Annotated in this window: 20 protein-coding genes and 1 tRNA gene; 11 read left to right on the forward strand and 10 right to left on the reverse strand. The window is 62.4% G+C overall.

Translation table 11 applies throughout. The annotated features are described in order from the left end of the window. The first annotated feature begins 18 nt into the window (after window positions 1–18). The gene (kefC, locus tag AC097W_RS12360; protein WP_479602865.1) at window positions 19–1,833 is read left to right on the forward strand and encodes a glutathione-regulated potassium-efflux system protein KefC; all 1,815 of its coding nucleotides are present in this window, start codon (window positions 19–21) and stop codon (window positions 1,831–1,833) included. Between the two features lie 5 nt (window positions 1,834–1,838). Here the strand turns inward: kefC and AC097W_RS12365 are convergent, their stop codons facing one another. Beyond that, window positions 1,839–2,594: a sulfite exporter TauE/SafE family protein gene (locus AC097W_RS12365; protein WP_479602866.1), complete on the reverse strand. Its 756-nt coding sequence runs from the start codon at window positions 2,592–2,594 to the stop codon at window positions 1,839–1,841. Window positions 2,595–2,672: 78 nt separating this feature from the next. Here AC097W_RS12365 and AC097W_RS12370 point away from each other — a divergent pair, with 78 nt between their 5' ends. Both AC097W_RS12370 and AC097W_RS12375 read left to right on the forward strand, forming a co-directional pair. Further along, entirely contained in the window at window positions 2,673–3,107 is a 435-nt protein-coding gene (locus AC097W_RS12370) for a DUF1841 family protein (protein WP_479602867.1), read from the forward strand. A gap of 84 nt (window positions 3,108–3,191) precedes the next feature. Further along, complete coding sequence (locus AC097W_RS12375) at window positions 3,192–3,707, forward strand: GlcG/HbpS family heme-binding protein (protein WP_479602868.1); 516 nt, start codon at window positions 3,192–3,194, stop codon at window positions 3,705–3,707. A gap of 50 nt (window positions 3,708–3,757) precedes the next feature. Here the strand turns inward: AC097W_RS12375 and AC097W_RS12380 are convergent, their stop codons facing one another. Further along, window positions 3,758–4,423 carry a c-type cytochrome gene (locus AC097W_RS12380; RefSeq protein ID WP_479602869.1) on the reverse strand — a complete coding sequence of 222 codons (666 nt, stop codon included), beginning with the start codon at window positions 4,421–4,423 and terminating at the stop codon, window positions 3,758–3,760. Between the two features lie 127 nt (window positions 4,424–4,550). On the opposite strand from AC097W_RS12380, the gene AC097W_RS12385 reads away from it, so the two are divergent. The 7 genes from AC097W_RS12385 to AC097W_RS12415 all read left to right on the forward strand — a co-directional run bounded on the left by AC097W_RS12385 (window position 4,551) and on the right by AC097W_RS12415 (window position 13,287). Next, entirely contained in the window at window positions 4,551–5,405 is an 855-nt protein-coding gene (locus tag AC097W_RS12385; RefSeq protein WP_479602870.1) for an AAA family ATPase, read from the forward strand. A 6-nt stretch (window positions 5,406–5,411) separates the two neighbouring features. Further along, window positions 5,412–5,633 carry a hypothetical protein gene (locus AC097W_RS12390; RefSeq protein WP_479602871.1) on the forward strand — a complete coding sequence of 74 codons (222 nt, stop codon included), beginning with the start codon at window positions 5,412–5,414 and terminating at the stop codon, window positions 5,631–5,633. A 2-nt stretch (window positions 5,634–5,635) separates the two neighbouring features. Next, entirely contained in the window at window positions 5,636–6,253 is a 618-nt protein-coding gene (locus AC097W_RS12395) for a GNAT family N-acetyltransferase (protein WP_479602872.1), read from the forward strand. Beyond that, entirely contained in the window at window positions 6,243–7,469 is a 1,227-nt protein-coding gene (locus tag AC097W_RS12400; RefSeq protein WP_479602873.1) for a vWA domain-containing protein, read from the forward strand. Before AC097W_RS12395 ends, AC097W_RS12400 begins: the two co-directional genes overlap by 11 nt. Next, entirely contained in the window at window positions 7,466–9,298 is a 1,833-nt protein-coding gene (locus AC097W_RS12405) for an autotransporter assembly complex protein TamA (RefSeq protein WP_479602874.1), read from the forward strand. Before AC097W_RS12400 ends, AC097W_RS12405 begins: the two co-directional genes overlap by 4 nt. Next, complete coding sequence (locus tag AC097W_RS12410; protein WP_479602875.1) at window positions 9,298–13,185, forward strand: translocation/assembly module TamB domain-containing protein; 3,888 nt, start codon at window positions 9,298–9,300, stop codon at window positions 13,183–13,185. The genes AC097W_RS12405 and AC097W_RS12410 overlap by 1 nt, the downstream gene beginning before the upstream one ends. A gap of 27 nt (window positions 13,186–13,212) precedes the next feature. Then, a tRNA-Arg gene (locus AC097W_RS12415) sits at window positions 13,213–13,287 on the forward strand. Between the two features lie 104 nt (window positions 13,288–13,391). On the opposite strand, the gene AC097W_RS12420 is transcribed toward AC097W_RS12415, so the two are convergent. Both AC097W_RS12420 and AC097W_RS12425 read right to left on the reverse strand, forming a co-directional pair. Further along, window positions 13,392–13,961 carry an outer membrane beta-barrel protein gene (locus tag AC097W_RS12420; protein ID WP_479602876.1) on the reverse strand — a complete coding sequence of 190 codons (570 nt, stop codon included), beginning with the start codon at window positions 13,959–13,961 and terminating at the stop codon, window positions 13,392–13,394. 103 nt (window positions 13,962–14,064) lie between these two features. Continuing rightward, window positions 14,065–15,648, reverse strand: a complete 1,584-nt coding sequence (locus AC097W_RS12425) for an ABC transporter permease (protein ID WP_479603090.1) — start codon at window positions 15,646–15,648, stop codon at window positions 14,065–14,067. Between the two features lie 107 nt (window positions 15,649–15,755). Here AC097W_RS12425 and AC097W_RS12430 point away from each other — a divergent pair, with 107 nt between their 5' ends. Beyond that, the gene (locus tag AC097W_RS12430) at window positions 15,756–16,823 is read left to right on the forward strand and encodes an ABC transporter ATP-binding protein (RefSeq protein ID WP_479602877.1); all 1,068 of its coding nucleotides are present in this window, start codon (window positions 15,756–15,758) and stop codon (window positions 16,821–16,823) included. On the opposite strand, the gene AC097W_RS12435 is transcribed toward AC097W_RS12430, so the two are convergent. Genes AC097W_RS12435 through AC097W_RS12460 form a run of 6 tightly spaced genes read right to left on the reverse strand, consistent with a single transcriptional unit; the run spans window position 16,807 to window position 21,374 of the window. Further along, on the reverse strand, window positions 16,807–17,577 hold the full coding sequence (locus tag AC097W_RS12435; RefSeq protein WP_479602878.1) for a lysophospholipid acyltransferase family protein: 771 nt from the start codon (window positions 17,575–17,577) through the stop codon (window positions 16,807–16,809). The two genes, AC097W_RS12430 and AC097W_RS12435, sit on opposite strands and share 17 nt — an antisense overlap. After that, window positions 17,567–18,859, reverse strand: coding sequence for a dihydroorotase (locus AC097W_RS12440; RefSeq protein WP_479602879.1), 1,293 nt, complete (start codon window positions 18,857–18,859; stop codon window positions 17,567–17,569). Before AC097W_RS12440 ends, AC097W_RS12435 begins: the two co-directional genes overlap by 11 nt. Window positions 18,860–18,890: 31 nt before the next feature. Then, window positions 18,891–19,853: an aspartate carbamoyltransferase catalytic subunit gene (locus tag AC097W_RS12445; RefSeq protein ID WP_479602880.1), complete on the reverse strand. Its 963-nt coding sequence runs from the start codon at window positions 19,851–19,853 to the stop codon at window positions 18,891–18,893. A 2-nt stretch (window positions 19,854–19,855) separates the two neighbouring features. Further along, window positions 19,856–20,353: a bifunctional pyr operon transcriptional regulator/uracil phosphoribosyltransferase PyrR gene (pyrR, locus tag AC097W_RS12450; RefSeq protein WP_479602881.1), complete on the reverse strand. Its 498-nt coding sequence runs from the start codon at window positions 20,351–20,353 to the stop codon at window positions 19,856–19,858. Further along, window positions 20,350–20,778 carry a Holliday junction resolvase RuvX gene (ruvX, locus tag AC097W_RS12455; RefSeq protein WP_479602882.1) on the reverse strand — a complete coding sequence of 143 codons (429 nt, stop codon included), beginning with the start codon at window positions 20,776–20,778 and terminating at the stop codon, window positions 20,350–20,352. The genes pyrR and ruvX overlap by 4 nt, the downstream gene beginning before the upstream one ends. After that, a complete protein-coding gene (locus tag AC097W_RS12460) occupies window positions 20,775–21,374 on the reverse strand; it encodes a YqgE/AlgH family protein (protein ID WP_479602883.1) in 600 nt (199 codons plus the stop codon). Before AC097W_RS12460 ends, ruvX begins: the two co-directional genes overlap by 4 nt. Window positions 21,375–21,376: the final 2 nt, after the last annotated feature.

The following is a 21,376-nucleotide window of genomic DNA, read 5'->3' on the forward strand; positions in this document are numbered from 1 at the left end:
ATTTGCTATGTTAGCGCCATGGAACACACCCCTGCCTGGCTGATCAACAGCCTCATCTACCTCAGTGCCGCCGTGATCGCGGTGCCGTTGAGCCGCGCCCTGGGGCTGGGCTCCATCATCGGATACCTCGCCGCAGGCATCGCCATCGGCCCCTGGGGGCTGGGGCTGGTCACCAATGTGGAGGACATCCTGCATTTCGCCGAATTTGGCGTGGTGCTGATGCTGTTTCTGGTGGGCCTGGAACTGGAGCCCCGACGCCTGTGGAGCCTGCGCCGCCCCATCTTTGGCTGGGGCACGACCCAGGTGCTGGTCTGCGCTGCGGCACTCTTTGCAGCCGCGCTGGTGGCCGGGTTCGACTGGAAAACCGCACTGGTGGCCGGACTGGGTCTGGCGCTCTCCAGCACGGCCATTGCGTTACAAGTCATGGGTGAGCGCAACCTGATGTCCACGGGCAGCGGGCAGGCGGGCTTTTCCATTCTGCTATTTCAGGATGTGGCCGCCATTCCCATCCTGGCACTGCTGCCCCTGTTGGCCGGCTCTTTAGCAACAAATCAGGCCGTAGCCCCCGTGGAACATGCCCAGGAAGCTATAAAAATAATAGCAGTTATCGCCGGCATTGTGCTGGGTGGGCGCCTGGCCCTGCGCCCTTTGTTTCGCTGGATTGCGCGCAGCAAGACGCCCGAGATCTTTACCGCCGCGTCCCTGTTGCTGGTGGTGGGCATTGCGGCGCTGATGCAGCGGGTCGGCCTGTCCATGGCGCTGGGCGCGTTTCTGGCGGGTGTACTGCTGGCCGAGAGCGAATACCGCCGCGAACTGGAAACCAACATCGAGCCGTTCAAGGGCCTGCTGCTGGGGCTGTTTTTCATCGCCGTGGGCATGGGCGTGGACTTTGGCGTGCTCGCGCAGTTTCCGCTGCAGATGGTTGCCATCGTGCTGGGGTTTCTGGCCATCAAGGGGGCGGTCATTTACGCCCTGGCACGCAGTATGGCCTTGCCTTTTCAGGAGCGGCCTGTATTCACCCTGCTATTGGCCCAGGGCGGCGAGTTTGCGTTTGTCGTGTTTCAGACCGCTGCCGGCGCCAACGTGCTGCCAGCACAGACCACCTCGTTGCTGATCGGCGCGGTCGCCGTGTCCATGCTGGTGAGCCCCCTGATTCTGGTGGCCGTCGACAAGTTGCTGTTGCCGCGTTATGCCCACTGCGGCGTCACACCCATGGAGGAGATTTCCGAACCGCAGGACGCCCCCATTCTGATTGCCGGCTTTGGGCGCTATGGGCAAATTGTGTCGCGCGTGCTGCTGGCTCAGGGTCAGCCGTGCACCGTGCTGGACCACGACGCCGAGATGATAGAAGTGGCACGCCAGTTTGGCTACCGCGTGTTTTATGGCGATGCAACCCGGCTGGACTTGCTGCGCACTGCGGGCGCGGCCACCGCCAGAATTCTGGTGGTGGCAGTCGACGACGTGGACCAGTCGCTGAAAATTGTGGATCTGGTGCGCGCGCACTTCCCACAGCTGGAAATCGTCGCCCGTGCGCACGACGTGACCCACTGGAACCAGCTCCGCGACCGCAAGGTCATGCGCGTAGAGCGTGAGCTGTTTGAATCGAGTCTGCTCAGTGCGCGCAGCGTGCTGGAGCTGATGGGCCAGCCGGCAGAAGCAGCCCTCCAGACCACGCTGCGTTTTCGTCAGCACAACCTGGAGTTGTTTGAAAAACTGCACCCGCATTACAAGGACAACGCCAAGCTGATATCCGTCGTCAAACAGGGGCGCAAGCAACTGGAGGAGCAAATGGCGCAGGAGCGTGAAGAAAAGGCACACCGCGATGCGGGATGACCGCGTCAGGCCAGCCCATCCCACAGCAGCTTGACGCCGGTGAGCAGCATGCCCGCGTACAAAAACCGGTAGAACAGCACTTGACCAATACGCCGGGCCATCCGCACACCGATCCAGACGCCGATGGGCGCAAGCGGCAGCAACACCAGCGATGTCGCCATATTGCGGCCATCCAGCAGGCCCAGCCAGGCATAGGGAATCCACTTGGAAAGGTTCACCACAAAGAAAAAGAAGGCCATGGTGGCGGTGAACTTCATGGGCGAGAGGCGCAGCGGAATCACATAGGCCGTGATGGGCGGACCGCCCGCGTGCGCAATGAAGCTGGTGAAGCCCGAGGTGGTGGTGAGCAGCGCACCCAGCCATTTGGGTGGTGGCGCACTGTCGGGCTTGGGCGGAAACAGCAGGCGCTGCGCCAGAAACAGCAGGGTGAACGCCCCGACGATAGCGGCCACGGTGTGGGCATTGAGCACCTTGAACAGCAATGCGCCAATCACGATGCCGAGTACCCCGAACGGAATCAGGAACTTGAGCAGCGCCAGGTCAAAGTCCTTGCGAAACGCCGCCATGCCCAGCACATCCATCAGGAAGAGTACGGGCATCAGGATCGCTGCGGCCTCGGGCACCGTGACGGCCAGCGCCATCATGGGGACGGCCAGCGAGCCAAAGCCTGCACCAAAGCCGCTTTTGCTGACACCCAGCAGCAGGACCGCGGGGATGGAAACCGCGTAGAAATACGGATCGGTGATGAGGGGAAAGTTCAAAAGTACTCCAGCGAAACGACAGATGCGGCCTCCACCGTGGGGCGACACGTCAGCAGGGAGGCATGTTAACCTTGTTGGATGTTCAGCCCCTCCCAAGCCGATGTTCGCCGTTTTTTTTGCTCAACCTATGCCAAGGCCCGCGCAGGTGTTGCGTTGGAAGCTATCGAAACCATAGCAAGCCAATGGATGGATGAGCACCCCGAATACACTGCGGACTTCGCGGACGTAGACGCCGCGCTCAAGGCCATGACCGAGGTGCCGGACGGCCGCACCAATCCTTTTTTGCATCTGTCCATGCACCTGTCCATCAGCGAGCAATGCAGCATCGACCAGCCCCGCGGCATCCGCCAGGCGGTAGAACTACTCACCCACAAACGCAACTCCCTGCACGACGCCCACCACGACACCATGGAATGTCTGGGAACGATGTTGTGGGAGAGCCAGCGCGCAGGTCGACCGCCGGATGGCAACGCCTACATTGCCTGCGTGCAGAGTCACGCCACGCGGGACTAATTGACTCCGGTCCCACTAAAATGCATGCCGGCGGCATTCCCCGCCGACCTTCATTCCTGCGAATTCCTATTAGGAGAACACAGCATGTCCTTTCCACTGAAGCAAAGCATCGTCAGTCTTTCCGTTCTGGTATTGAACAGCGCGTTTGCACAGACAGCGAACCCGCTGGACACCATTCCGGAAAAGATGCCATTCAACATTCCTTATGGTGCACCCATTTCCATTGAACGCGCAGACGGCGTTCTCAATGCAGCACTCGCCGAATCAAAGGCAAAAGGATGGAATCTGGCCTGTGCCGTAGTCGACTCGGGCAGCAATTTGGTGTCGTTCAAACGCATGGACGACAGCCCTGTATCTGCCGTCGATATCTCCCAGCACAAGGCCAAGGCATCGGCCAAATTCCGCCGTGAAACCAAGTTGTTTGAGACAGGCATCCAAGGCGGCAACCATTACCTGCTGACGCTGGACGGCCTCATTGGTTCGCGTGGCGGCATTCCCATTGTTGACAATGGCAAGATCATTGGCGCCATTGGATGCTCAGGGGGCACCGGATCCCAGGACGAGGTCGCGTCAAAAGCCGGATTGGCGGCCTTCAAATAAGCGACAAAAAAGCCACCCGAAGGTGGCTTTTTTGAGAATGCCGCTGCAGCTTACTTGAAGCGGTTTTGCGGCACCGTTTTCAACTCGCCGGGCAAGCCACCCACATAGTTGGCCAGTTCTTTGAGCTCTGCATTCGAGAACTGCTTGGCAACGCCGCCCATGATGGCGTTTCCGCGCCCCACTTGCGGGTTGTTCTCAATCTTGTATGACTTCAGGGCCACATACAGATAGTCACTGTGCTGTCCGGCAATTTTTGGATAAGACGGGTCGATCGGTTTGCTGAAGCTGTCACCATGGCAGGACGCGCAGGCACCTTTGGTGACCAGATCCATGGCCTTCGTTGATCCGTCAGCCGCTTTGGCAGGCGCTGCGGCCCCGGCCACCACACCACTAACCTCGTAATAAGCCGAAACGTCCGCAATGTCCTGGTCGCTCAGCGAGGCTGCAATGCCACGCATGGTAGGGTGCTTGCGTTCGCCTTTTTTGTAGGCATTCAAAGCCGACGTGATGTACTTTGCACCCTGGCCGGAAATCTTGGGGACTTTGTGAATTTCGGGGAAGCTGGCTTGGTAGCCCACAATGCCGTGGCATCCGATACAAAGAGATATTTTGCCCTCGCCGGCTTTGATATCACCTTTGACTTCTTGTGCGTAGGCGGAAAAAGCGGTCACAGAAGCGACAAGCACAGCGGACACGGATAGCAGCAATTTGTTCATTTTGCGAGGACAATCAGACGTTCATTGATATAAATCTACATTTCATTATATAGACCAGCGCAACCTGCGCCGGGCGGCTACAAGCCGCTTCTGCCCCACTTCCTATTTGCCCAGCAGGCCCAGAACCATGAAATTCCACGGAACCAAGAACTACGTCGCCACCCAGGACCTGATGCTGTCCGTCAATGCGGCCATCACCCTGCAGCGCCCGCTGCTGGTCAAAGGTGAGCCCGGCACGGGCAAAACCATGCTGGCCGAAGAGGTGGCCCAGGCTCTGGACATGCCACTGTTGCAATGGCATATCAAGTCGACCACCAAGGCACAGCAGGGCCTGTATGAGTACGACGCCGTGAGTCGCCTGCGGGATTCGCAGCTGGCCGATCTGGACGGCGGCGAGCGCGTCAAGGACATCAACAACTACATCGTCAAAGGCGTGTTGTGGCAAGCCTTCACCGCCGACAAGCAGGTCGCCCTGCTGATTGACGAAATCGACAAGGCCGACATCGAGTTCCCCAACGACTTGCTGCGCGAAATCGACCGCATGGAGTTTTATTGCTACGAGACGCGCCAGCTGATCAAGGCCAAGCACCGCCCGCTGGTGTTCATCACCTCCAACAACGAAAAAGAGCTGCCCGACGCCTTTTTGCGCCGCTGCTTTTTCCACTACATCAAGTTCCCCGATGCCGTCACCATGCAGAGCATCGTCGACGTGCACTTTCCCGGCCTCAAGAAAGAGCTGCTCACCGCCGCCATGAAAACGTTTTACGACGTGCGTAACCTGCCCGGCCTGAAGAAAAAGCCCTCTACCAGCGAACTGCTGGACTGGCTGAAGCTCTTGCTCGCAGAGGACATTCCGCTGGAAGCCCTGCAAAGCAAGGACGACAAGATGGCCGTGCCGCCACTGGTGGGCGCCCTGCTCAAGAACGAGCAGGACTCCACCCTGTTCGAAAAACTGATGTTCATGCAACGCCACAACCGTTAGGCCACCATGAAGAATTCGCTGTGGGTTGAAGGTCTGTCCGACGCCATTGGCTTCGTAGGCGGTGCGCTGTTGGGTTTCTGGATCGGACGCCTGCTCGGTCTGGATATTTTTGCGCCCGGGTACGGCAATGCCAGCATCGGCGGCATAGTGATTGTGGGCCTGGGAGGCGGCTTGGGTCTGCAGATTGCCCGCCGATGGCGTGCCCGGCAGGCACAAAAGAAGGATTGAGCATGGCTTTTGTGGAACCTGTGACCCTGGCAGCGCGTGGTGTTCAGCTGGTACCCCTGGAACTGGGACATGAGGCGGGCTTGCGCGCAGCGGCTGCCGATGGTTCGCTGTGGACTATCCGCGTGACCTCCGTCCCCGAGCCAGAGCAAACCCGCGCCTACATTGAGGTCGCACTCTCCATGCGCGAAGCCGGAAACCGATTTGCCTTTGCCGTGGTGGAGAGCGCCACCGGCACCGTGCTGGGCTGCACCAGTTACCACGACATCGTTCCTGCGGTTAAGCGCGTGGAAATTGGCTGGACCTGGTACGCCCGCAGCGTGCAGCGCACGCACGTCAACACGACCTGCAAGTTGCTGATGCTGGCCCACGCTTTTGAGACCCTGGGCTGCCAGGTGGTGGGCTGGCGCACAGACAATTTCAACTTTGCATCGCAAGCTGCCATTGAGCGACTGGGAGCCAGACGAGACGGCGTCATCCGCGGCCATGCCTTGCGCCGCGACGGCACCATTCGCGATACCGTGATGTACAGCCTGCGGACTGGCGAATGGCCAGAAGTCAAGGCCCAACTGCTGTACTTGCTGGACAAACCGCGCAACGCAGGAGGCCCCGATGCTGCTTGATTTTTTCTACACCTTGCGATCGGCCAAGCTGCCCGTCTCGGTCAAGGAGTATCTGATGCTGCTCGAAGCCCTGCAAAAGGGCGTTGTGGGGCCGAATGTGCCGCAATCTGACGATTCAAGCGACGATGACAGCGAGCCCAGCGGCTACAAGATTGATGATTTCTATTACCTGAGCCGCACCACGCTAGTCAAAGACGAAAAGCACTACGACAAGTTCGACCGTGCGTTTGCCGCCTACTTCAAGGGCGTGGAGATGATTGCGGACTTCACCAAGGAAGTGCCACTGGAGTGGTTGCGCAAGAACCTGGAACTGCAACTCAGCCCCGAAGAGCTCGCCAAAATCCAGAAAATGGGCTGGGACGAGCTGATGGAAACGCTCAAAAAGCGTTTTGAAGAGCAGAAAGAACGCCACGAAGGCGGCAGCAAGTGGATTGGCACCGGCGGCACGTCGCCCTTTGGCGCCTACGGCCAGAACCCGCAGGGCATCCGTATCGGGCAGGACAAAAGCCGTAACAAGAGCGCCGTCAAGGTCTGGGACCAGCGCGCCTACAAAGACTACGACGACACCCAGGAACTGGGCACCCGCAACATCAAGGTGGCGCTGCGCCGCCTGCGCAAGTTTGCCCGGGAAGGCAATGAGTTTGAACTGGACCTGGACGACACCATCAAGTCCACGGCGGCGAATGCCGGGTATCTGGACATCAAGATGATTCCCGAGCGCCACAACAACGTCAAAGTGCTGCTCTTGATGGACGTGGGCGGCACCATGGACGAGCACATTGCCCGCGTGGAAGAGTTGTTCAGCGCCACCAAGACCGAATTCAAGCACCTGGAGTTTTATTACTTCCACAACTGCGTGTACGACTTCATGTGGAAGAACAACCGCCGGCGTTTTGCAGAAAAATTTGACACCTGGGACATCATCCGCAAGTACAACAAGGATTACAAGCTGATCTTTGTCGGTGATGCCACCATGAGCCCGTATGAGATTCTGCAGCCAGGCGGCAGCGTGGAATACAACAACGCAGAGCCGGGCGCCGAGTGGCTGCAGCGCCTGATCCAGGCCTTCCCAAAATTCGCCTGGGTCAACCCCGAACCGCAAGGTGTGTGGCAGTACCGCCAGAGCATCAGCGTGGTGCAGCAGATCATGCACCAGCGCATGTACCCGCTGACCATCAAGGGCTTGGAGGAGGCCATGCGGCATTTAACAAAATGAAAGCCTTGCTGGCCGGGTTGATGATCACCATCGCCCCCGGCCTCCTGCTGGCGCAAGACCTGTCCGCCAGCCCAGCCGCATCAGTCGCAGCAGCGCCCGTGGCATTCGAACTCCAGATAGAAGCCCCCGACGAGATTCGCACGCTGTTGGCCAGCCATCTGGAATTGCTGCGTTACCGCGCGCTCACGGACCTGAGCGACAGCGAGCTGGCGCGGCTGCTGACAACAGCTGAGCAGGACGCCCGTGAGCTGGTCGGCACGCTGGGCTATTTCTCCCCCTCCATTCGGTTTGACCAAGCTGCGCCCCGCGACAGCGCAGCCACGCGCTTGCTGACGCTGACCGTGGTAGCCGGTGAACCCACGGTGGTGGCCGATGTGCATGTGGGATTCAGCGGCCCCATCCTTACCCAGCCGGCGGCGGCGCTGCAGCGCCAGCAGATTGAAGACAGCTGGTCGTTGCAGACGGGCATGCGTTTCACCCAGGTGCGCTGGGACAGCGCGAAGCAACAGGCGCTGCGCCAACTCACCGCGCAGCGCTACCCCACCGGCCAGCTGGTTTCCACGCTGGCGGATATCGACCCCGTTACCCGCCAGGCACACCTGGCTGTCACGCTGGATTCTGGACCCGCTTACCAGCTGGGCGGCATGGTCATCGAGGGCCTGAAGCGTTATGACGAACAGTTGGTCACCCGGCTGGCGCGCCTGGCGCCGGGTGCCAGCTACGACCAGACACAAATGCTCGACGCACAGCAGCGCCTGGCGGACAGCGGCTACTTCGACTCGGCCTTTGTCTCACTCGACACCGCGGGCGATCCCACCGCCGCACCGGTACGGGTGCAATTGCGCGAGGCGCGCCTGCAAAAACTGGTGCTCGGTCTGGGCGCCAGCACCGACGGGGGCGCCCGCCTCTCTGCCGAACATACCCACCACAAAGTACCGGGCATCGGTTGGCGCGCGGTCAGCAAATTGATGCTGGACCGCGAGACCCGCACCCTCGGTACCGAGCTCACCTCACCGCCCGACGCCGACAGCTGGCGCTGGGTCACAGCGGCACAATTCCAGAACCAGGCGCTGGGCAGCTTTGACGTCAACAGCCAGAGCCTGCGGGTCGGGCGCGGCCAGATCGGGGACCGCATTGACCGCAATTACTACCTGCAGTATGAACGGGCGGACACCGCCACCAGCGACCCTGACAAGCCGTCGGTGGCCCAGGCATTGAGTGCCAACTACGCCTGGACATTGCGCAATTTCGACAGCGTGGCCTTCCCCACCAAAGGTTGGGGGCTGGGTGTGGCGGTGGGCGGCGGCACCACGCTGGGTAACCAGCACGACCCGTATGGCCGCGTGTTGGCGCGCTGGCTGGGCATTGCGCCACTGGGCTCTCAGGCCGACAGCACCCAGACCGCGCTGCGCGCCGGACGCGTGGCGCTGCGCGCCGAGACAGGGGCCGTACTTGCCAAAGAGGGCATCACCCTGCCCAGCACCCAGCTGTTTCTGGCGGGCGGCGACAACAGTGTGCGCGGCTACGGTTACCGTGACCTGGGCATCACCCTGCCCGACGGACAAACCACCGCCGGGCGTTACGTGGCCACGGGCAGCCTGGAGTGGCAACGCCCCATCACGTCCAACGGCCGCCTGACGGACTGGGAAAGCACCGTGTTCATAGACGCAGGCGCCGTGGCGGACAAGCCCGCCGACCTGCGCGCCAAGGTGGGCGTTGGCGTCGGGGCGCGCTGGAAGAGTCCGGTGGGCCCCCTGCAAATTGACCTGGCGTATGGCGTCGCAGTCGAGCGCTTGCGCCTGCATGTGACCGTGGGTTTCAATTTCTGATGAAAGCCCTGCGCGTCTTCCTGTACCTGATGGCCGCGGCGCTGGCGCTGGCTCTGACGCTGGCAGGGGCCCTGTGGACGTGGACCGGCACGGGCACCTCGCTCGCCACTGCGCTGGGACAGCTGCAGCGTTGGCTGCCCGCAGGCCAGACCCTGGAAGCCCAAGAGGTCACCGGGTCGGTACGCGACGGCGGAACCATTGGCTGGTTGCGCTGGCAACAGGGAGAGCTACGCATCGAGGTGCGTGATGTGACGATTGCCTGGTCGTTGCGCCCGCTGCTGGGCGGAGAATTCCGGCTGGGCCAGGTACATGCCAAATATCTCCAGGTTGACGACCGTCGCGCGCCTGTAGAGCCCGGGGCCCGCGTGCCGTTCACCGACCTGGGCCTGCCTTTGAAGGTGGATGTGCCGTTCACCGTGGACGCCGTGGAATGGACCGGATCCGCCTCACTGAAAGCCACCGGGCTCGCCGGTCACTATGTTTTTGATAGCACCTCGCATAGACTTGACGGGGGCCAGGTGCGTATTTCATCCGGAAGCTACCAAATCAAGGGCAGCCTGCAGGCACACGCACCCATGGCACTGGCGGTCCAGGTGGACGGCACCGTAGAAGCCACCCTGCCCTCCACGCAGAAGCCCGTGCGGGTGCAGGCGCACGCCACCCTCACCGGCCCGCTGGCCGGGCGCGACGCCGCACTGGCGCTGCAGGCCACGCTGGCCCCTGCGCCACTGCAACAACCTCAGCCATCGCCCGGCAACGCGCAGGCCATGCAGGCCGACGTCAGCGCGCGCATCCAGCCCTGGCAAGCGCAGCCCATTGCGGAGGCCCGGGCCCGCTGGCAGGCACTGGACCTGGCTGCGCTGTGGCCGCAAGCACCACAGACGCGCTTGGCGGGCGCGGCTACCGTCACCCCGGCGGACGCAGGCTGGCTGGCCGGCATCCAGCTCAGCAACACACTTAGCGGCCCCTGGAACCAGCAGCGCCTGCCGCTGGAGAGTCTGGTTACCAAGGTCACGTACGCCAAGAAACAGTGGAGCATCGAGTCGCTGCAAGCCACCGGTGCGGGTGGCCGTATCGAAGCCCTAGGACAACTTAGCGCCAACACTGACGCCAACCCCAGCGCAACGGGCACCCCGGCAACCGCCCAATGGCAGGGCAGCGCCCGCGTGTACCGCATCAACCCGGCTGCGCTGGACTCACGGCTGGGCGCGGCGGTTCTGGACGGTCAGTTAACTGCGCAGCAGGCGCCTTCGGGCATCACTTTCGAAGCCTCCCTGCAGCCCGCCAAAGGCAAAGTCACTGCAAACAAGGCGGGCACCAGCGCAGCGCAGCGCACGCTGGACGGCCTGCGGCTGAAGACGGTTCATGCAAAGGGTCTGTGGGCAGCTCCGCTGCTGAAACTGGACGCGCTGACCGTGCAGACCGATGACGCACAGCTGCAAGGTCAGCTGTCCTTTCACACCGTCAGCCAAGCCATGGAAGGCCAGCTCACGCTGGTCGTGCCTGGCGCTGAGGCGACCCTGAAAGGACACCTGGCCAGCACCCGGGGCGAGGGCGATGTGCGCCTGACCGTGATCGACGCGGCACAGGCCTCGCGCTGGCTCACCCGCCTGCCGGGCGCGCCCACCACGCTGGGTCAGACGTCCATTCAGGGCAACGCGGAGTTCACGGGTCACTGGCAAGGCGGCTGGCAGAACCAGGGCCAGGCACTGCAAATGCAAGCTCGCCTGCGTGTGCCCAAGCTCGATTTGCGCGCCACCGGGCCGCCCGTTACGCAAGCCTGGCAACTGCGTGACTGGCAGGCGGATGCATCGGGCAACCTGCGCGCACTGAGCCTGACCACCCGGGGCCAGGCCGAGACCGGCACCCAACGCTTCACCTTGCAGGCGCAGGCACACGGCGGGCGCCTGGGCGAAGGCGTCTGGCAAGGGCTGCTGGACACCGCCCAACTGACTGCGCAGGACCACCTGAAGCCAGGCATCTGGACCCTGCAATTGGGCGACCCCGTGACAGTCGACTGGAAGCAAGGTGGCACAACCCACACACTGCAGACCTCGGCGGGATCTGCACGCCTGAGCGGACCGGTTGCGGGCTCAGCCCTGTTGAGCTGGCAACCCGCCCGCTGGTCCCAGCAAGCGGCCAGTGGACGTCTGGCCGCGCGCACGGAATGGCGCACCCAGGGCCGCGTTGCGGACCTGCCGCTGGCCTGGCTGGACCTGCTCGGTCAAACCCGGATGGCCAACCTGGGCCTGCGCGGCGACGTGTTGTTCGGCGGGGCATGGGACGCCACCAGCGCCGATACCTTGCGCCTGCGGGCCACGCTGGAACGCACCAGCGGGGACCTGCTGCTGCAGACCGAAGCGGCTGCCACCACCTTGCGCGCCGGCGTGCGCGAAGCACGCTTGCTGGTCACCGCCGAAGGCGACCAGCTGGCCGCCAGCCTGCGCTGGGACAGCGAACGGGCCGGCCAGGCCCAGGCTGATTTCAACACCCGCCTGCAGCGCCAGGACGGCTCCTGGAACTGGCCCGCAGACGCGGCCGTGCGTGGCACGGTCAAGGCGCAGTTGCCCCCTTTGGGGATCTGGTCCCTGCTGGCGCCGCCGGGTTGGCGACTGCGCGGCTCACTCGACGCCAACGCCGTGCTGTCAGGCACGCGCAGCGCACCCCAATGGCGCGGCAATCTGGTAGCGCAGGATCTGGCCGTGCGCTCGGTGGTGGATGGACTGGATTTCAGCCAAGGGTCGCTGCGCGCCACGCTGGAGGGGCAGCGCCTGGACATTCAGGACTTCACCTTGCGCGGTGCGGGCGGTGCCAGCGGTGGCCTGCTGCGCGTCAAGGGCTCGGTCGTATGGCTGCCACCCGCCGGTGTGGACGCTGCCAACGCCAGCGTGCTTGCGCGTGTGCGCATGGAGCTGGATGCCACCGCCGAGGCTTTGCGCGTCAGTGCCCGGGCCGACCGCAACCTGGTGGTATCCGGTGCGCTGACGGCGCGCCTGAGTGGCACCCAACTTGCCATTCGCGGCACGCTCAAGGCCGATCAGGCCCTCTTTATCCTGCCGGAGGACACGGCACCCCGGCTGGGCGACGATGTGGTGGTGCGGGCGCCCGTCGGCCCGCAGGGGCCTGCGGCAGCGCCCAAAGTGACCGCAGCGGCATCAGCAACCCAGGGACCGCGCGTGATACCCGATGTGGCCATTACCCTGGACCTGGGGCCCAACTTCCAGGTGCGCGGCAACGGGCTTGTCACCCGGCTGGCGGGCAGCCTGGAATTGCGCAGCGGCGGAACCGACCTCACGCCCCGTCTCACCGGTGAGCTGGCCACGGTGGGTGGCACGTACCGGGCCTATGGCCAGCAGCTCAGCATTGAACAGGGCGTGCTGCGGTTTGCCGGCCCTTACAACAACCCATCTCTCGACATCCTGGCGATTCGCCCCAACCTGCAGCAGCGCGTCGGTGTTCAGATCAGGGGGACGGCACGCTCGCCAGTGGCCCGGCTGTACGCCGAACCCGACCTGCCTGATGCCGAAAAACTCTCGTGGTTGATTCTGGGTCGGGCCGCCGGAAACGGTGGTGCAGAGACCGCTATGCTGCAACAGGCCGCGCTGGCACTGCTGCGGGGCAATGGCAAGCCCCTGTCAGGGAGTCTGGGGGACGCCGTTGGGCTCGATGAACTGTCGGTGCGCGGCGGCGCCACCAGCGCCGACGCTTCTACTGTTCTGCTGGGCAAGCGCCTGTCGCGTGATTTCTACGTGGCCTACGAACGCAGCCTGGCCGGCATACTGGGCACGCTTTATATCTTTTTTGACCTGTCGCGCCGTGTCACGGTCCGCGCCCAGACGGGCGAGCAAAGCGCCATCGACCTGATTTTCACGCTCCCCTACGATTGAGGCGGTGGCCCTTACAATGCCGCCAGTCTCGCTGTAGTTCAATGGATAGAACGAGTGCCTCCTAAGTGCTAGATCCTGGTTCGATTCCGGGCAGCGGGACCATCTGGGAATTTCAGGCCCTCCTAGAACCGACAAAACCCGCGATGCCGAACAGGCATGCGGGTTTTTTGTTGTCTCACGTCATTTCAGACGCAACAACTAGCCAGTTAGAACTTGTAGCCGACGCCCAGGGACAGTGCGGTTGAGCTCATGCCCGTGTTGTTCACGTCGTTGTAGCGGTTGGAGTTCACTTCAGCCTGCACAAACAAGTTCTTGTCGATCAGGTGACGCACGCCAACGCCGTAGCCGACGCCGCTCAGGCTGGACGTTGTCTCCGCACCGGTTGCATCAGCCGCAACAGCGGTTCCAGACAGTGCAGACAGTTTGCCGTATGCCAGCGTGGTATTTGAAATGGCATAGCCAGGCATGAAATCAATGGACGCACGGTTCTTGGTGCTGAAATTGGTTCCGTTGACAGAACCGGCGTTCAGGCTGGTAGGCCCATACGAGGCGCCGACGCCCATGGTGTACTGCGGGGCCAGTGCCCAGGTGTATTGCGCCTGCAATCCCAAACCGGTTGCGGTGCTGGAATCAGACCCGCTGCCAATCAATGTCGTGCTGGAAGAGGTGATGTCGGCGTTTGCGCCGACGCTGAAGCCCTCGAATTCTTTGGCTTGAGCAAATACTTGTGGAGCTGCGATAGCAATGGATGCAGCGATGAGAAGGGTGCGTTTCATGTGGAAATCCTTTGATATGAGTCAATAAACTGACCTCATGAACTGTAGGAGGCACATGTAAATGACCCGTCTTCGTTTCGTCAAGACCGGGTAAAGACTGTGTTTAACGTACGGGCGCACGAAGCGTCCGGCTCAGCAGAATGACCGGAATCAGCCCGACCAGCACCAGCGCCAGACTCGGCAATGCCGCCTCGCCCAGGCGCTCGTCACGCGCCAGTTGGTAGGCCACCACGGCGAGCGTGTCGCTGTTGAATGGTCGAAGCACCAGCGTGGCGGGCAACTCTTTCATCACGTCCACAAACACCAGCAAAGCGGCTGCAGCGACCGAGCGCTGTAGCAAGGGCCAATGCACTCTGCGCAGGAGGCCCGCATCCGTGGTGCCCAGCATGCGGGCGGAATCGTCCAGGCTGGAGGGCAGGCGCGCATAGCCGCTTTGCACCGCCTGCAAGGCCACGGCACAAAATCGCACCAGATACGCCCACACAATCCCGATAGCGGTGGCGGTGACGTAATAGCCCACCTGTAGGTCAGGAAACGACGCCTGCAGCCAGCCGACCGGGAGCAACAGCCCCACCACCACGACCGCACCTGGTATAGCGTAGCCCAGGCTCGCCAACTGCGCAGCCGCGCGCGGTGCCCAGTGGTGGCTGCGTCGCACACTGAAAGCCAGTAACAGGGCAACACCAACTGCGAGCACGGCGGTGATGCTGCCCAGCCGGATGCTGTTGAGCGCCCACTGACCAAAGCGCGACCAGGGAAGGTCGGTCCACTCGGCCATCAGCGGCCGGAGCATGAACAGCACGGGCAATACAAACCCCATCAAAATCGGCATGGCGCAGCCCGCCCACGCCCAGGCGGCGCGCCGGCCTCGCAGCACCACGGCCTGCGCGTCCGCCGAGCCGGCGCGAGCGCCCTTGGTAACGGAAAACCGCATGCGGCTTTGCGCCCGACGCTCCAGCCCCAGCAACAGGGCCACCAGTGCCAGCAGCATGGTGGCCAATTGGGCTGCAGCAATGCGGTTGTCCATGGACAGCCAGGCCTTGTAGATACCGGCGGTAAAGGTTTGAATCCCAAAATAGCTCGACACCCCAAAATCCGCCAGGGTTTCCATCAGGGCCAAGGCCACACCCGCGGCCACTGCAGGCCGGGCCAATGGCAACGCGACCTCGCGCAGGCGTCGCCCCAGTGGTGCCCCCATCAGGCGGGCCGCCTCCATCAAATGGGCAGTGCGCTCACCGAGCGCAGCCCGCGCCAGCAGGTAGACATACGGGTACAACGCAAAGGTAAAAACCCAGGCGGCGCCGACCACATTGCGCACCTCCGGGAACACGCGCCCCTCGACCCCCAGCAGGCTGCGCAAGCCGTTCTGCAAAGGGCCACTGAACTGCAAGAAATCGGTGTAGGCGTAGGCCACCACATAGGCGGGCATGGCCAGCGGCAGCAGCAAAGCCCATTCAAAGAAACGACGGCCCGGAAAATCAAACAGCGTGACTGCTACTGCGGCAGAGAGCCCCACCACCAGCACGCCCAGCGCCACCATGAAGCACAGTTGAAGGGTGGTGGCGATGTACTGCGGCAGTACCGTCTGGGCCATCTCCCGCAAAATCGGCATGGATTGCCCCGCAGAGCCCCCTACCGGGAGCCAGGCCCCCATGATGGCGAGCACAGGCGCCATCAGCACGGCCATCAGCAGCAACAGGAGCCAGCGGGAAAAGTGAAACGAAGTCAAAGGATGTGCCATAAAGGCCTGCGGCCGTTGCCAAATGAGAATTGTAATCATCTAAAATTGGCGCCATGTTTCTTGAAGTCTCCCATTTGCAGGTGCGTTACCCGGGGCGCAGCCAAGCGGCAGTACAGGATGTTTCCTTTGGACTGCGTGCGGGAGACATTGGCGTTTTGATCGGGCCATCCGGCTGCGGCAAGACCACCCTGCTGCGTGCCGTAGCCGGCCTGGAGAGCGCCAGTGCCGGGCACGTCACGCTGGCAGGGCACATGGTCAGCGGAGCGCAGGCGAATGTACCGGCAGAGAAGCGACGCATCGGCATGGTGTTTCAGGACTACGCGCTGTTCCCGCATCTGGACGTGGGGCGCAATGTGGCCTTTGGCATTCATGACTGGTCCAGGGCCGAACGCGAAGCCCGTGTATCCGAAGTGCTGGAATGGGTGGGTCTGCCAGGCACACAGGCGCGCTATCCGCATGAACTCTCCGGCGGTCAACAGCAGCGTGTGGCCTTGGCGCGGGCGCTAGCGCCCAAACCCCAGCTCTTGTTACTGGACGAACCCTTTTCCAACCTGGATGTGGACCTGCGTGAGAGGCTGGCCCATGAGGTACGCGGTATCCTCAAGGCCGCCGGTGCGACCGCCCTGTTTGTGACCCACGACCAGTTGGAAGCGTTTGCGATCGGCGACATGATCGGCGTGATGCACGAGGGCGCTCTGCACCAGTGGGACGACGCCTACACGCTCTACCACCGCCCCGCGACCCGCTTTGTTGCCGAGTTCATCGGCCATGGCGTTTTTGCCCCGGCCACCCTCACGGAAGTGAATGGCCATGTCGTCGTGCAAACCCCTGTGGGCGATCTCAACGACATCGCGGAATGCCCACTGCCTTCAGCCTTTGCTTCGGGTCAATGTGATGTGCTGCTGCGTGCCGACGACATCGTGCACGATGACCACGCCCCCATCAAGGCCGAGATCGTTCGCAAGGCGTTTCGCGGTTCGGAGTTTCTATACACCCTGCGATTGGCCAGTGGTCAGACGGTTCAGGCCCATGTGCCCAGTCACCACGACCACCGGCTGGGTGAGTGGATTGGCATACGGGCCCAGGTGGACCATGTGGTGACATTTAACCGCGAGGGGTAAGGTCCACGCGCACGTCGCCACGCATCTCGGCGATGGTGTTGCGCACATCAGCAGCCCATGTCCTGCGGTCACGGCCCGACGCCTGCTGGGGCTCCCCGAAATGCACGACCGCCAGAAGGTTCTCGGCACACAGCGTCCGCCACAGCGACTGCATGAGCGTGTCTTCCCCGATGTAGCAAGGGGCAAAACTGACGGCGCCGGTTGCGGCATCCGAAAAATGCAGGGCTACCGGCTGCACAGGTGCGTCCGCAGCAATGGCTGCCTGCAGCAGATTGGCATGAAAAGGCAGAAGCCGGGTTCCATCACCCGTCGTGCCCTCGGGGAACACAGCCAGTACGTCGCCCTGGGCCAGACACTCGGCCATGTGGTGCACGACCCGCATGGCATCGCGGCGGGAATCACGTGCGACATACAAGGTGCCTGCACCGGACGCCAAGGTGCCGACGATGGGCCATCGCTTCACATCGTCCTTGGAAACAAATCGGCAGTGGCGCGCGGCGTGCATGACCACAATGTCCAGCCAGGAAATGTGGTTGGCCACCAGCAGCACGGGGCCTGTCAGAGGCGGCTGGCCATCTACTATCAATTTAATAGCTAGCCGCGCAAGCATCTCCAGGGCCCAAGCCTGAACCCGCATCTCTCTTTTGGCTTGCGTCAGACGGGGAAAGACCACGCCAATGGTCAATGCACCCACCAAGATATGGCTCGCAACCCGCAGCAGTCGCCAGGCCGCCCCCAGTTGCCTAGGCCACATAGGCCAGGTGTCCACCCACCAGCGTTGCCCGCACCCGACCCGGCAACTCATAGCCACTAAAGGGCGTGTGGTGGCCCTGGCTGCGCAGCGCAGCGGGCTCTACGGTCCAGGCGGCCTGCGGATCAAACACACAAATATCCGCCTGCCCCCCCACCACCAGGCGACCGGCACTGCTCGCAAATGCACCCAGTGCCGACCCGATGACAACCGCGGGCTGGCTGGTCACCACCGCCAGCGCACGACCCAGTGCAACACCGCTGTCCTGCGCCCACTTGCACGTGAGGCTCAACAGCAGCTCCAGTCCGGTCGCACCAGGCTCGCTTTGCGCAAACGGAAGAGCCTTGGCATCTTCGTCTACCGGGGTATGGTCAGACACCAGTGCATCAATCGTTCCATCAGCCAGACCCGCGCGCAGGGCATCGCGGTCGCGCTGCTGGCGCAGCGGTGGGTTCACCCGCATGCGGCTGTCAAAGTAGCCGATATCGACATCGGTCAGGTGCAGGGAGTTGATGCTGACATCGCAGGTGATGGGCAGGCCATCCGCTTTGGCCTGACGCACCAGCGCCACACCGGCAGCGCTGCTCAGGCGGCACAGGTGTACCCGTGCGCCCGTGGCACGCACGAGCTCAAAAATAGTGTGCAGGGCGATGGTTTCTGCTGCGACTGGCACACCGCTCAGGCCCATGCGGGTGGCCAGCGGCCCACTGGCGGCCACGCCTTTGCCCAAATGCAACTCCTGCGGGCGCAGCCACACGGCGTAGCCAAAGGTGCTGGCGTATTGCAGCGCGCGCTGCATGACCTGGGTGTTGGCCAGAGGCACTTCGGCCTGGCTGAACGCCACGCAGCCGGCGTGGGTCAATTGCAGCATCTCGGTGAGCGTTTCACCCTCCAGATTGCGGGTGAGCGCACCCAGCGGGAAAACGCGTGCCTGGTGCAAGCGCTCTGCGCGGTGGCGCAGCATCTCCACCAGACCCGGCTCATCCAGCACTGGCTCGGTGTCGGGTGGGCACACGACACTGGTCACGCCACCGGCCACTGCCGCCGCCATTTCGGAGGCCAGCATGCCCTCGTGCTCATGCCCCGGCTCGCGCAGGCGCACCGACAAGTCCACCAGACCGGGCATCACGATGCAGCCGGTGGCGTCGATCACGCTATCAGGAAAAAAATCAGTTGCTATATTTTTTATAGCTACAACCGCAGTACCGGCAAGGGCTACATCGGCTTTTTCATCAAAACCACTGGCGGGATCGATCACCCGGCCACCCTTGATCAGTATCTTCATGTCAGGCCTCTTCTCACTTTTGCACTTTGGATCACGCTTCATTCCCGGCAACAATGCTCATCACCGCCATGCGCACGGCAATGCCAAAGGTGACCTGCGGCAAGATGACGCTTTGGCGACCATCGACCACCGCCGAATCAATCTCGACACCGCGGTTGATGGGGCCGGGGTGCATCACGATGGCATCAGGCTTGGCTAGTTGCAGCTTCTCGGGCGTCAGGCCATAGCTCTTGAAAAACTCATGGCTCGATGGCAGCAGCGCGCCGCTCATGCGCTCGTTTTGAAGGCGCAGCATGATGATCACGTCGCAACCCCGAATGCCCTCCTCCAGCGTGTGGCATACCCGCACGCCCATTTGCGCCATGTCCGATGGCACCAGGGTTTTAGGGCCAACCACACGCACCTCGGCACAGCCCAATGTGGTGAGCGCATGGATATCCGAGCGGGCCACACGCGAGTGCAGCACGTCACCCACGATGGCCACAGTGAGATTGGCAAAATCTTTTTTGTAATGCCGGATCGTGAACATGTCCAGCAGGCCCTGCGTGGGGTGCGCATGGCGGCCGTCCCCGGCGTTGATGACGTGCACATGCGGCGCCACATGCTGGGCAATCAGGTAGGGCGCGCCCGATTCGCTGTGGCGCACCACAAACATGTCTGCCGCCATGGCGCTCAAATTGGCGATGGTGTCCAGCAGCGACTCACCTTTCGAGGCACTGGAGCGCGAAATATCCAGGTTGATCACATCCGCAGAGAGTCGCTTGGCGGCAATTTCGAAGGTAGTGCGGGTGCGGGTCGAGTTTTCGAAGAACAGGTTGAACACGCTCTTGCCACGCAGCAAGGGGACCTTTTTGACTTCGCGGTCGTTGACTGATACAAAGTTGGCCGCTGTATCCAGAATGTGGGTGAGTATGGCTTTGGGCAGCCCCTCGGTGGACAACAGATGCACCAGTTCACCGTGCTTGTTGAGTTGCGGATTGCGTTTGTAGAGCATGCCTACGCCCCTTCGACATTGAAACTGAACACGCCGGCATCGCTGCGCGCCAGGGCCAGCGACTGCTTGTCCCCCAACGCCACACGGGCTGCCGCAAAGTCGGCCTGCACAGGTAGCTCGCGCCCGCCGCGGTCCACCAGCACAGCCAGTTTCACGCTGGCCGGACGGCCGTAGTCAAACAACTCATTGATCACCGCGCGAATGGTTCGGCCGGTGTAGAGCACATCGTCCAGCACCAGAATGTGGGCGCCATTGACATCAAACGGCAGCACCGTCTGGCCTCCCGCAGACAACCCCCGCTGCGCAAAATCATCGCGGTGCATGGCCGACGAAATGGTGCCGGCCTGACCCGGCAGCTTCAAATCGCGCTGTAGCCGATCCGCCAGCCAGGCGCCACCCGACGTGATGCCCACCAGGTGGGTGTCCACCTGCATGATGGCAGGCACCCCGCGCAACAACTCGCGGTACAGCGCCTCCGCATCCAGGGCCAATAAGCTCACGGCAAACTCCTCAAAAATTGTTCCAGAATAATGCAGGCCGAAGCCGCGTCGGCATCCCGCGCGCCCGAGGCCAGAGCCTCTGTGGTGCTGTATCGCTCGTCCACTTCAAACACGGGCAGACCAAACCGGCCGTGCAATTGGCGACCAAATTTCTTCGCACGCTTGGTGTTTTCGTGCGCAGCCCCATCCGGGTGGTAGGGCACGCCAATCACCAGCGCATCGGGATGCCACTCTTTCAGGCGCTGCGCGATATGGGTGAACCGCGCATCGCCTTCTGCATGGACCGACCCGGCTGGTTGGGCGGTGCGCATCAGGCGGTTGCCCACGGCAATGCCGGTTCGCTTCATGCCAAAGTCAATCGCCAGAAACGTATTCAAACCAGGGGGCACAGGCACGGTCTCGGACGCAAGGGGGGCTTGGCTCATGCATGGCCCGCTTGCGAAGAAATCATCCAGGCTTCCAGACCCAGCAGGGCAAGGGCCTTGTCATAGCGCTGCTCTACGGGAATATCAAAAATGACGGCTTGATCCGCATCCACCGTGAGCCAGCTGTTTTCACCCAATTCGGTTTCCAGCTGGCCCTCGCCCCAAGCCGAATAGCCCAAAGACACCAGGACCTTGCGCGGCCCCGACCCTGTCGAGAGCGCCTCCAGCACGTCTCTGGAGGTTGTCATCTCCAGCCCGCCCGGTATGCTCATCGTGGACGCGTACAGGGATTCGGCTGGTTTATCAGCGGCCGCAAAGATCGACTCATGCAGCACAAAGCCGCGATCCACCTGCACGGGCCCGCCCTGAAAAACAAGATTGTCGGTCAGGTCATGGCGCAGCAAGGGCAAATCCACTTTGCCAAACAGGGTCGCCATTTTGATGTCGGCCGGCTTGTTGATCACCAGGCCCAGTGCGCCGCGCGGGGTGTGCTCGCACACATACACCACACTTTTGGAGAACATCGCATCCTCCAGTCCGGGCATTGCGATCAGAAAGTGGTTCGTGAGGTTGATGGGTGCAGAATCGCCGGACATAT

It is taken from the genome of Rhodoferax sp. GT1R46, assembly GCF_056521285.1.